Here is an 11383-nt window from a genome sequence, read left to right as displayed (position 1 = left end):
TTGGAAGGCTTCTTCCAAAACATTCATCGATGGGTTTCTACACAAAACCACACGTTTCTCTATTATAACGAATGTTTAGCTGTATGGCTAGAGGAAATTTAAAAAAGTGTTCATAGATTGCTAACGTTCGAAAGAGGTTCGGTCATTGTGTGAAATGATTGGAAATCATATTTGCCGTTTCTTCCACCGCTTTATAGGACACGTCGATAATGGAACAACCGATTTTCTCCATTATCTTTTCCGAATACGCCAATTCGTTATTGATGCGTTCCATGCTGGCATAGTTCGCTTCTTTTTTCAGGCCGAGTGATTTTAAACGCTCAGAACGAATGTCATGTAATTTTTCCGGGCGAATATAAAGACCGATGCACTTATCGGAAGTGATGCGAAACAACTCTTCCGGCGGTTCAAGTTCCGGGACAATCGGAACGTTTGCCACTTTTAACCCTTTATGAGCCAAATATTGAGATAGGGGTGTTTTGGACGTACGGGAGACACCGATAAGGACAATATCCGCGCTTAAAATACCCCGAGGGTCCCTCCCATCGTCATATTTGACGGCAAATTCGATCGCCTCCACTTTTCGGAAATACTCCTCATCCAATCGGTAAACCAGTCCGGGCTTATACTTCGGTTGCAGCTGCAAAAGATGGGTCAATTTATCAAGGATCGGTCCCATGATGTCCACAACTTCCACTTGTTTTCGCTCTGCCGTTGCAAGCAAATGAGCTTTCACTTCAGGAACCACGAGCGTAAAAGCAATCATTGCGCCGACATCTTTGGCAATGTCCACCACTTCATTGATCGTTGCTTCATCTTCTACGTAAGGAATGCGGCGGACTTCAATGTTTGTATTCCCAAATTGGCTCGCTGCCGCTTTAATGACGAGTTCCGCTGTTTCACCGACCGAATCGGAAATGACGTAAACAATCGGATGCTGTTGAAACGTATTCACGAACGATCACCTCCCAAAGGGCGCTCGGATTGCACTAAATCAACGAGCGCCTTCGTCATTGTTGTTTTCGTCACACGGCCAACGACTTCGTATTGATGATTGTCTTTATCATTCACTACAGGTAACGCGTCGATTTGCCGTTCGATTAAAAGACTTGCCGCCTCGATAAGCAAGTCGTCTTTCGTACATACTGTAATATTTGGCATGCGGGTCATAATAATACTGACCGGCATCGATTCCAAATCCTGTTTGCCGATGCTCGCCCTGAGTAAATCTTTTCGGGAGAGAACCCCGGCCAGCCGCGAAGCATGATCAACAACAAATAACGTTCCCACATCCTCGAGAAACATTGCGCTTATTGCATCATATACGGAGTCAGACTCCCCGACAACTACCGGAATGGACTGATACTCCCCCACTTTTCGTTCCTTTATTTCCGTAAGCGGAACTTCCGCACCTGTTTTCCCCGTAAAATAATAACCGACGCGCGGCCTGGCACCGAGAAAACCGACCATTGTCAAAATAGCTAAATCAGGACGCAGCGTGGCTCTTGTCAGGGAAAGATGGTCCGCGATTTGTTCGCCGGTGATCGGTCCTTCATCTTTTACGATTTCCAAAATCCGCTCTTGCCGATCCGTTAATTCGATGGTTCCTCACCCCTATTCTGGAGGTTCGAAGTAGGATGTTAGAGATTGGAAAAACCTCTGACCTCTCACTTCCGAAATGTCTTCTCAAAAATCTCTTAAGCAGGAAATACGAGGGATTGAAAACGGGCAAACCGATGAATTTCTTTTGATAAATGATGCATTTGCCGAAGCCGGTTCGACCGCAATCGTTCATCATCGCTCATCACCATGATCGCATCAAAGTAACGGTGGATGACAGGGGATAGCGTTTCGAAATCTTCCCATGCACTTGCCAGTTCTTTCTTTTGCAATAAAAGCGGAAGCTCCTTTTTTAACGTTGTATAACGATCATATAACTCCTGTTCTTCCTTCTTCTCAAACAACGCTGGATCGGGAAGGATCGTTTTCGATTCATCCACTTTTTTGGCAATATTGTTCACACGGCTGAGCGCTTCCGCTACTGCTTTCATCTCTTCAGAATCGTGGTGCTTTTGTAAAAAAGCCGCTCTTTCAAATAATGTATCCAACCGTCCGTAAGGGGCAAACAATACGGCATTCACAACATCGTGGGCGATTCCTTCTTCCGTAAGCAAGGCCTTGAACCTAAGCGCGAAAAATTCACCGGCTTCCGTGAACAACTCGGATGTATGTTCCGTCAGCCCCTCTTCTTGCACGACATTAACGGCAAGTTCCAACATTTCTTCGAAAGTAACAGGAAATTCGTAGCGGTTGGCGATTTGAACGATTGCTTGCGCCTGTCGCCGTAAACCGTATGGGTCTTGGGAGCCAGTCGGTGTAAGGCCAATCGCCAATGAGGTCATGATTGTATCCCATTTATCCGCCATGCTTACGAGTGCGCCGACTGTCGTGTTCGGAAGCGCATCCCCGTTAAAACGGGGCAAGTACTGTTCTTTAATCGCGGTGGTCACCGTTTCTTTCTCCCCGTGTTTCGAAGCGTAATCCGCACCCATAATCCCTTGCAGTTCCGGAAATTCATCGACCATATGGGACGATAAGTCAAACTTCAAAAGGTTCGCCGATCGTGTGACATCTTCCGTCCATTGTTCGTTAAATCCTGCTTTTTCCGCCAGTTGGCGTGCGATTTTTGATGTCCGCCGGCGTTTATCCCCTAGCGTTCCCAACTTCTCGTGTTCAACGATGTGCTCTAGTTTTTCCAAAAACTGTTCCAAGTCGCGCGCTTGATCCTCTTCGTAAAAAAAGACGGCATCTGCCAAACGTGCACGTAATACTTTTTCGTTGCCCTTTTGCACTTTTTCCAAATGACGATGATCGCCATTCCGGGCAGTTACGAAAAAGGGGAGTAAACTTCCGGATTCATCATACACAGCGAAATAGCGTTGGTGCTCCCGCATCGTTGTGATCAGCACATCATCCGGCAACCGTAAATAACGCTCGTCAAACGTTCCGTACAAAACGGTAGGATATTCGACAAGATTCGTAACTTCCCCGAGCAAATCCCCGTCTTTGCCAATTCGCCAGTTTTTTTCCTCTTCGAGCATCTCTATCTGTTTTTTAATCGCTTTTTTTCTTGCTTCCGGATCCACCAACACGAACGAGCGTAAAAGTTCCTCGTTATAATCGCCGGCGTATTGCAAAGATACCGGTTCTCCAAGGAAACGATGACCAGCACTTTCGCGGCTGGTTTGCACACCCGCGACCTCATAAGGGACGACATCAGCCCCGAACATCGCGACAAGCCAGCGGATCGGCCGCACATAGCGCAGGCGTTCCCGCCCCAGCGCATGCTTTTCGGAAATGTAAGTGCCATTGCTTGAGACACAGCATCCGGGAGCAATTCCGCAGTTGCTTTTCCCTTTTTTTCAATGGTTGCAAATACGTATGATCCTTGCGGCGTCTCCTTTTCGGCAAGTTGCCCGGGGTCAATGCCTTTTCCCCGCGCGAATCCGAGTGCAGCTTTCGTCCAATTCCCTTCTTCGTCTTTGGCGATTGTTGCCGCAGGTCCGCGGGCTTCTTCTACGATGCCTTCTTGTTTTTCGGCCAATTCCTCGACAAGCACAGCAAGCCGTCTCGGTGTGGAAAAGGCGTGCACCGAATGATAAGCCAAGCGATGCTCGTCGAGCCATTTTTCCATATTTGTGCGCAACTGTTCGCGCGCATCGTCGATATATTGGGCAGGCATTTCCTCCACCCCAATTTCAAGCAGAAAAGGCTTTGTCATTATTTCGCTTCCTCCTTTTCATCTTTTAATAGCGGGAATCCAAGTTTCTCCCGGTTGGCGTAATGGATGGAGGCACATTTTTTTGCAAGCTTCCGCACTCTCCCGATATAACCCGTGCGTTCGGTGACCGAGATTGCCCCCCCGGCATCCAGCAGATTAAACGTATGGGAACACTTTAAAATGTAATCGTAAGCCGGGAAAACGAGCGTTTCTTCCAATGCCCTCTCTGCTTCTTTTTCATAGGTAATAAACAACTGTTTGAGCATGTCATGATCGGCCACATTAAACGTGTACATGGAATGTTCGTATTCCGGTTGATAGAAAATATCCCGAAAAGTGAAACCATCTTGCCACTCAAGGTCGAAAACATTTTCTTTATCTTGGATATAGGAGCATAGCCGCTCGATCCCGTAGGTAAGCTCAACCGCCACAGGGTCCGCGTCAAGGCCGCCGACCTGCTGGAAATAGGTGAACTGTGTAATTTCCATGCCATCCAGCCATACTTCCCAACCCAGTCCCCAAGCGTTGAGGGTAGCATCTTCCCAATTGTCTTCAACGAAACGAATATCATGTTCCTCGGGATTGATGCCCAGCGCCTGCAGGCTTTCGAGATAGAGATCCTGAATATTATCCGGAGAAGGCTTCATGATGACCTGGAATTGATGATGTTGATAAAGGCGGTTCGGGTTTTCCCCATATCTGCCGTCAGATGGACGTCTAGATGGTTCTACATAGGCCACATTCCAAGGCTCCGGACCGATGCTTCGCAAAAACGTCATTGGATTCATCGTCCCCGCGCCCTTCTCCACATCATATGGCTGCATAATAAAGCAGTTTTTTTCTGCCCAATACGATTGCAAGTGTAAAATAACTTCCTGAACGTTCATATCAGAGACTCCTTTCGGCCTTGCATCCTTATTTGGATAACTTTCTTGCCAACAAAAAACTCCCGTCCCTAAGATTACCTTAGGGACGGGAGTTTTCCCGCGGTGCCACCCTAGTTGCACCCGTGTTTGAACACCGATGCCCCTTTGCCATTTATACTCCAAAGCGCCTTCCAAGGACTGTCAGTTGTGGCTTTCACCATCCCACATCGCTGATTACTGCCAAGTTCCAAGTACTACTCTTCTTCCCCGTATATTTGTCGATTTTTCGTTTGTACAAAAACCATACCCGATACAGCAAGCTGTTGTCAAGGTTTCCATTGTTGCCACTGATCCAAAAAACGTTTGGACTTTAGGGATAAACCCGAATATGTATCATAATAGGATTCAAGAAGATGATGGAGCACGGTTTTCGTTTCAGGCTTGACACGTATCTTTCCGATCCGCTCGGGTTCAATATAATACAGTGTTCGAATCAGCTGCACTTGTTTCGGCGTTAACTTGAACCGATGTGCATCAAGTTTGCTACATGTGTCACAGAGAAAACCGGCTTCTTTTACGGAAAATGAAAATTCCCCTGCGGTTCTCCCGCAATTCGCACATCGATCTAATTCAGGTTTAATTCCGGCCGTTTTCGTCAATTTCACTTCTATCATCCGCAGCAGAATTTCCGCATCTTCCCCTTCATCCAGTAAACGCAAAACCGTGAGCACAAGCGTGAACAGGGAGGGGCTCCCCTCGTGTTCTCCCGTCACCCCATCCAACAATTCACAAACATAAGCAGCATACGCGGTTTTTTCAATATCCGCGCGCACATGGCTGAACGTTTCCAACACTTCGCCTTGCGAGAGTGAGCTCATCGACGAATGGCGATAATGAAAATAAAAAAGACCATAGGAAAACAACTGGCTGACTGCTGAAAAGCGACTATTTGTTTTTTTTGCACCACGGGCCATCAACGCGACTTTTCCACGTTCTTTCGTAAAAACCGTGAGGATAATATTGGCCTCTCCGTAAGAAACCGTACGTATTACAAGCCCTTTGTTTTTTTCAAGCATAGGCGTTCTTCCTTAGCTCAACTGTGTTCATCTTCGTTGCTCGTTGAAGCCGTTTCTTCTTCCCCCGGCTCGATCCATTCATCAGCGCGTTCATATTCTTTATGCATTAAATACGCATCGAGGTCACCAGTCAGAGCAAAAACTCTCCAATAATTCAACATCTGAAGCTCCCCCTCTTGTTTGATCATTTGTATCTACCATTAGATTGAGCAAAAGCAGGTTCGTTCATAACAGAGAAAATTTACTATTTACGGACCGCCTAACTTTCAGTATAGATACATGATGGAAAAAAACAAGGCTTTCGGGGGAATAACTGTTGGTTCGTGCGCATTTGCTTTTTGGGCACCGCTTGAAGAGAAACGTCGAACGCTGCAAAGACGAGCTTCTACTCCTTGTCGCTATACCCTTGTTCGTGGAGAAAGTGGCTTTTGTTCCGCCAATCCTTTTGCACCTTTACCCAAAGCTCCAGGTAGACATCGGTGCCGAGAAGGGCGTGAATATCTTTTCTCGCTTCTTGCCCAATCGCTTTTAACATCGAACCATTGCGTCCGATAATGATCCCCTTTTGTGATTGCCGTTCGACAACGATTGTTGCTTGCACATAAGTTTTTTGATTTTCTCTTTCGAGCACTTCATCAATGATAACCGCGATCGAGTGCGGAATCTCATCATGGGTATGGCCCAACACCTTTTCGCGAATGAACTCCGCCATGATAAAGCGTTCCGGGTGATCGGTGATTTGCTCTTCCGGATAATATTGCGGCCCCTCGGGCAAATACTTGTAAATATGCTCCAACAACGGCTCTACATTTTGGTCACGGAGGGCTGAAATCGGAAATATTTCTGCAAAGGTCCCATAATGCCGGTATTCTTCAATACGCTCCAAGATCCGGTCCGGATGGATTTTGTCAATTTTGTTCATGATCAAAAATACCGGTGTCTTCACCGCTTGCAAAGCATCAAGAATGAACTGTTCCCCTCGTCCGAAAGGTTCCGAGACATCGATAAAAAACAGAGCGAGATCCACTTCCGACAATGAATCAAGGGCTGTTTTCACCATATACTCCCCAAGTTGATGCTTGGGTTTATGCACGCCAGGCGTATCTACAAAAATGATCTGGCCATCCGTTTGCGTATGTACCGCTTGAATTTTATTGCGCGTCGTTTGCGGCTTATCACTCATAATCGCGATTTTTTGCCCTAGCACCTGATTTAAAAACGTCGATTTCCCTGCGTTCGGCCGTCCGATTAAAGCTGCAAACCCGGAACGGTATTCACTCATCCATATCCCCCGCTTCAAACGCGCCCGGCAGCAGCTCGGCAACGGTCATTTTTTTTGTATCGCCTTTCAAATTTGCGAGCACTACTTCGGCCTCCGGAACCATAAATTCCGCCATCACTTGCCGGCAGGCGCCACATGGAGATACCGGAGCCTTCGTGTCCGCGATCACCGCGATTTTTTTCAGTCGTTTCGCCCCTGCCGAAACCGCGTTGAAAATCGCGGTTCGCTCCCCGCAATTCGAAAGCCCGTAAGACGCGTTTTCGATATTGCAGCCTTGGAAAAAAAGCCCCGTATCGCTTTCTGCACAAGCACCGACCGGAAAGGCCGAATACGGCACATACGCGGAGTCTCTTGCTTCTTTTGCCCGCTGAATCAACGTTTCCATGCCATTCCATCCTCCTATTTAAAGCCTAAAAGTTCTAGCAACGGGTGATAAAAAATAATGATACCTACGATAACCGCGATTAAGCTGTATACAAATACAGCGGTCGCCGCTACATCTTTTGCAATTTTCGCAAGCGGGTGGTAGCCCTCACTCACCAAGTCTACGACTCGTTCAATCGCCGTGTTTACGAGTTCAAACGTAATCACACCGCCGATCACGACAAGGAGAATTGCCCATTCCATGAGGCCTATCCCTACAACGAATCCGAGAACAAGAACGGCGCTTGCAATGATCATGTGAATGGCCATGTTTTGTTCATTTTTCAGCACATACCATAAACCCCGGCTTGCGAAAACAAAGGAAAAAAATAAGCGGCGAATCCCTCTTTGTTTACGTTTCTCTCTCCAGTCCATAAGCGCTCAACAATTCCTCCTGCAACGTGAACATCTCTTGTTCCTCTTCGGACGTTCCATGGCCGTAACCGAGCAAATGGAGCAGGCCGTGAATAGCTAAAAAACAAAGCTCACGCTCCATGGAATGGCCGTATTCTTCCGCTTGGAGACGTGCCTTCTCCACACAAATAACGATATCTCCGAGCATATGATGGGCGGGATCGGAATCCATTGTATCCGCATCCTCGTCATTTAGGGCAAAAGACAACACATCCGTTACATCATCTTTGCCCCGATAATCCCAGTTTAATGCTTGAATCATTTCTTCATCCACAAACAGCAATGAACATTCTGTGTCCGAAGGCAGTCCCAGACGTTCACATGTTGATTGTAATACGTTCATGACAAGCGAAATCTGCGATTCCGGCAATGTTGCAGTCTCGTCCACAATATCGATGCTATCCGTCATTCGTTTTTTTCTCCTTTTCACCTTCACCGTTTTCGGGGTATTCGATCCGGGAATGAAAGGTTCCCTGCAACGTCTCGCACATTGTATTCCGGATGATGGATATTTCCTTCATCGTAAGATCACATTCATCAAATTGTCCATCGACCAGCTTGTCGCGAATAATGCCATTGACAAGTTTCTCGATTTTTTCCCCTGTCGGGGCATCCATGGCACGGACTGCCGCTTCCACGCTATCCGCGATCGCGAGCACCGCGCTCTCCTTAAACTGGGGTTTTGGACCGGAATAACGATAATCCGCTTCGTCCGGTTCCATCCCTTTTTCCTTTGCTTTATGGTAAAAATATTTCAGCAGCGACGTTCCATGGTGCTGTTTGGCGAAATCAACAATTTGCTTTGGAAAGTTGTGCTTTTCCAACATTCGTGCACCATCACCTGGATGATCAATAATAATCTGCTTGCTCACATCCGGAGAAAGGCGATCATGCGGGTTGCCGATTTTCATTTGGTTTTCAATAAAATACTGTGGATGTTTCGTTTTTCCAAGATCATGATAATACGCACCAACGCGCGCGAGCAAACCATTGGTGCCAATCGCCTCGCAAGCTGCTTCTGAAAGGTTTGCCACCATAACGCTATGATGGTAAGTGCCGGGTGCCTCCAAAAGTATTTTTCTTAGCAATGGCTGGTTGGCATTCGACAGTTCGATTAATTTGGTTTTTGAAAGGATGTTAAAACCTGTTTCAAAAAAAGGCAGGATCCCCAAAGTCAAAACTGCTGCCAGAAAACCCGCTCCGACTGCAAAACTGATTTCAATGCCGTACCTTTCCAACGTAATGGGAACGTTGCTTAAAAAATAAAATGAAGTTACCGTTAATGCGTTCATGAGCGCGATAAAGACCCCTGATTGCAAAATTTTGGTGACCTTCGGCGTTTTTCCGAGAAAAAACACACCTGCCAACCCGCTGAACAACGCGTAAATCATGAACGTAACGTGAAAATTGCCCGTCGCTTCCGCATTGAAAATGACACTCCCCGCCAAAGCAAACAAGATGGCAGAATAAAGCGCAACTCGATAAGAGAGCAATTGGGCAAGGAGCATTGTCCCAAGGGCAATTGGTGTCAACCATAAAATCCCTTCCATGTCGAACAGGTCGAGGACGCTCATGATTTTCATTGTTGCCAACATGATAAAAAACACAAGGACATACAAGAAAAGCGCCTGATTGCTGTAATAAAGGGGTGAACTCGTCTGCGCAGTATAAAAAGCAGCCATGGCAACGATGATGCCAACAAACAGCAACAATCCTAAATAGGGAAACGGCGAGAAGTCATCGTCCAATAAACCCGTCAAGTTCATCTGTTCATAAATTTCCGCATCAATGATCTCGCCTTCTTGGGCAAGCAGTTCTCCTTCGCGGATGAGCGCCGGTTCCACTTCATCAAGCGCTTCTTCCCTACGCTCCGCAGTTCTTTCATCATCATAGATATAGTTAGCCGTAACCATGCGGCTGGCAAGGTCTGCACTCGCGGTTTGCAACTGTGTGTTTCCCATTGACATCTCAACACGTTCTTCCGCCTCTTCCCGGGCCGCCGGAACATCATCAACCGCGATTTCCTCACTCATCACTTCATGAACAGCATTACGGACGGCATCCCGCCCCATCATCAGTTGGTCTTCGTTTTCATTCAGCAATATTTCGAGCGTCTCTTCCGGAAGCCTCTGATCCATTTCTTCTTCAAGGGTTTCTTGCAGTTGTTCCACACGGGTCTCGATTGATGCCGTATCCGCATCATTTTCCCCTTGAATTTCAGCCGCTAGTTCAAAAATCGTGTTGACTTTCTCCGTTTGCATAAGTACATAGTCATTTCTGTGAACATACGAAGGGTTTAGCTCATTCAACGCTTCCTGTTCACGCTCACCCGTCAGCGCTTCATGTTCGACGGTAATAGGGGAACGAATATCTTCGGGGGCAGGTTCGGAGAGGGAAACGTCAAGTTGTTCCGGTTGGACGTTGTCCAACATGGATACGTAAAGAAGAATGCCAAGCAGTAAAAATAAACCCACACGCACGCTGCGATGGCGAGTGCCGGGCGTTTGCAATTTCCGCTTTTCATTTTTATTTGCTGTCATGGCGATTCACTCCACCCCGGGACACTCACTTAGAAGGTTGGTCGTCTTCAAACTTTTCATAGGCTTCCAACACACGCTGCACAATCGTATGGCGAACGACGTCGGCCCCTTCCAAATATACAAAATCGATGTCATTCACTTCTTTCAGGATATTGATCGCGATGTTTAAGCCTGATTTTTTTCCTTTTGGCAAATCAACCTGTGTTAAATCGCCATTTACGATCATTTTGGACCCAAATCCCATTCGTGTCAGAAACATTTTAATCTGTTCGGGCGTGGTGTTTTGTGCTTCATCAAGAATCACAAACGCATCATCAAGCGTACGGCCTCGCATGTAAGCAAGAGGAGCAACTTCTATCGTTCCTCGTTCCATCAATCGCGATGTATGTTCGGTGCCAAAAATATCATGGAGCGCATCATACAACGGCCGCAAATAAGGGTCGACTTTTTCTTTCAAATCCCCGGGAAGAAACCCCAGGTTTTCCCCCGCTTCAATTGCCGGGCGAGTAAGCACGATCCGTTGCACGCTGCCCGCCTTTAACGCGGACACCGCCATTACAACCGCCAAAAACGTTTTGCCGGTGCCGGCCGGGCCCAGCCCAAACACCATATCGTGTTTGCGGATGGCACTCACATAATCTTGCTGTCCGAGCGTTTTTACCGTTATCGGTTTTCCTTTGGCATTGGTTGCGATCGTATCTTGATATATATGATTTAACTTGTCTAATTGCCCTTGGCCGTCCAGTTGGATCGCGTAAATGATATCACGTTCCCCAAGCACTGTCCCTTTACGTACAAGTTGCAACAATTGAGCAAATACGCGTTCAATCGCAGCAATGCTTTCCTCATCCCCGCTCACGACTAACGCTTCCCCGCGGATGACGATGGACACTTGCAGAAGCTCTTCCACGCGCTTAATATGAACATCATTAGGTCCGAACAGCGTTTGCAGTTCAGCTGTATCCTGTACATGTAGTTCAATGACTTTTCGATCGGTCACA

General features: G+C 47.0%; 11 protein-coding genes and 1 pseudogene. All 12 read right to left on the bottom strand.

Annotation, left to right across the window (positions count from 1 at the left end):
- Positions 1-142: 142 nt before the first annotated feature.
- On the bottom strand, positions 143-955 hold the full coding sequence (locus tag EPH95_RS00195; protein ID WP_142086277.1) for a pyruvate, water dikinase regulatory protein: 813 nt from the start codon (positions 953-955) through the stop codon (positions 143-145).
- On the bottom strand, positions 952-1602 hold the full coding sequence (locus EPH95_RS00190) for a transcriptional regulator CcpN (RefSeq protein ID WP_142086274.1): 651 nt from the start codon (positions 1600-1602) through the stop codon (positions 952-954). Before EPH95_RS00190 ends, EPH95_RS00195 begins: the two co-directional genes overlap by 4 nt.
- Positions 1603-1697: 95 nt before the next feature.
- Positions 1698-3742 (bottom strand): annotated as a pseudogene (gene glyS / locus EPH95_RS00185) (glycine--tRNA ligase subunit beta).
- A 38-nt stretch (positions 3743-3780) separates the two neighbouring features.
- Positions 3781-4668 carry a glycine--tRNA ligase subunit alpha gene (glyQ, locus tag EPH95_RS00180; protein WP_142086272.1) on the bottom strand — a complete coding sequence of 296 codons (888 nt, stop codon included), beginning with the start codon at positions 4666-4668 and terminating at the stop codon, positions 3781-3783.
- Positions 4669-4973: 305 nt separating this feature from the next.
- A complete protein-coding gene (recO, locus tag EPH95_RS00175; RefSeq protein WP_142086269.1) occupies positions 4974-5723 on the bottom strand; it encodes a DNA repair protein RecO in 750 nt (249 codons plus the stop codon).
- A gap of 17 nt (positions 5724-5740) precedes the next feature.
- Complete coding sequence (locus EPH95_RS00170; RefSeq protein WP_142086267.1) at positions 5741-5884, bottom strand: YqzL family protein; 144 nt, start codon at positions 5882-5884, stop codon at positions 5741-5743.
- A 224-nt stretch (positions 5885-6108) separates the two neighbouring features.
- Complete coding sequence (gene era / locus EPH95_RS00165) at positions 6109-7005, bottom strand: GTPase Era (protein WP_142086264.1); 897 nt, start codon at positions 7003-7005, stop codon at positions 6109-6111.
- A complete protein-coding gene (locus tag EPH95_RS00160) occupies positions 6998-7390 on the bottom strand; it encodes a cytidine deaminase (RefSeq protein WP_142086262.1) in 393 nt (130 codons plus the stop codon). The genes era and EPH95_RS00160 overlap by 8 nt, the downstream gene beginning before the upstream one ends.
- Before the next feature lie 14 nt (positions 7391-7404).
- Complete coding sequence (locus EPH95_RS00155) at positions 7405-7719, bottom strand: diacylglycerol kinase family protein (protein ID WP_319592800.1); 315 nt, start codon at positions 7717-7719, stop codon at positions 7405-7407.
- Positions 7720-7780: 61 nt separating this feature from the next.
- Positions 7781-8251, bottom strand: coding sequence for an rRNA maturation RNase YbeY (ybeY, locus tag EPH95_RS00150; RefSeq protein WP_142086257.1), 471 nt, complete (start codon positions 8249-8251; stop codon positions 7781-7783).
- Positions 8241-10382: an HD family phosphohydrolase gene (locus EPH95_RS00145; protein WP_142086255.1), complete on the bottom strand. Its 2142-nt coding sequence runs from the start codon at positions 10380-10382 to the stop codon at positions 8241-8243. Before EPH95_RS00145 ends, ybeY begins: the two co-directional genes overlap by 11 nt.
- Before the next feature lie 25 nt (positions 10383-10407).
- Positions 10408-11382 (bottom strand): PhoH family protein, encoded by a 975-nt coding sequence (locus EPH95_RS00140; RefSeq protein ID WP_142086253.1) that lies wholly within the window; start codon positions 11380-11382, stop codon positions 10408-10410.
- Between the last annotated feature and the right edge of the window lies 1 nt (position 11383).

It is taken from the genome of Salicibibacter halophilus, from assembly GCF_006740705.1.
GTDB lineage: Bacteria > Bacillota > Bacilli > Bacillales > Marinococcaceae > Salicibibacter > Salicibibacter halophilus.
Note: the sequence above shows the minus strand (reverse complement) of the source record. Positions and strands in the feature narration are given on the sequence as shown.

Coding starts and splice junctions, on each gene's coding strand:
- glyQ (WP_142086272.1), bottom strand. CDS start 4,668: ATGAACGTTCAGGAAGTTATTTTACACTTGCAATCGTATTGGGCAGAA.
- recO (WP_142086269.1), bottom strand. CDS start 5,723: ATGCTTGAAAAAAACAAAGGGCTTGTAATACGTACGGTTTCTTACGGA.
- EPH95_RS00170 (WP_142086267.1), bottom strand. CDS start 5,884: ATGTTGAATTATTGGAGAGTTTTTGCTCTGACTGGTGACCTCGATGCG.
- era (WP_142086264.1), bottom strand. CDS start 7,005: ATGAGTGAATACCGTTCCGGGTTTGCAGCTTTAATCGGACGGCCGAAC.
- EPH95_RS00160 (WP_142086262.1), bottom strand. CDS start 7,390: ATGGAAACGTTGATTCAGCGGGCAAAAGAAGCAAGAGACTCCGCGTAT.
- ybeY (WP_142086257.1), bottom strand. CDS start 8,251: ATGACGGATAGCATCGATATTGTGGACGAGACTGCAACATTGCCGGAA.
- EPH95_RS00145 (WP_142086255.1), bottom strand. CDS start 10,382: ATGACAGCAAATAAAAATGAAAAGCGGAAATTGCAAACGCCCGGCACT.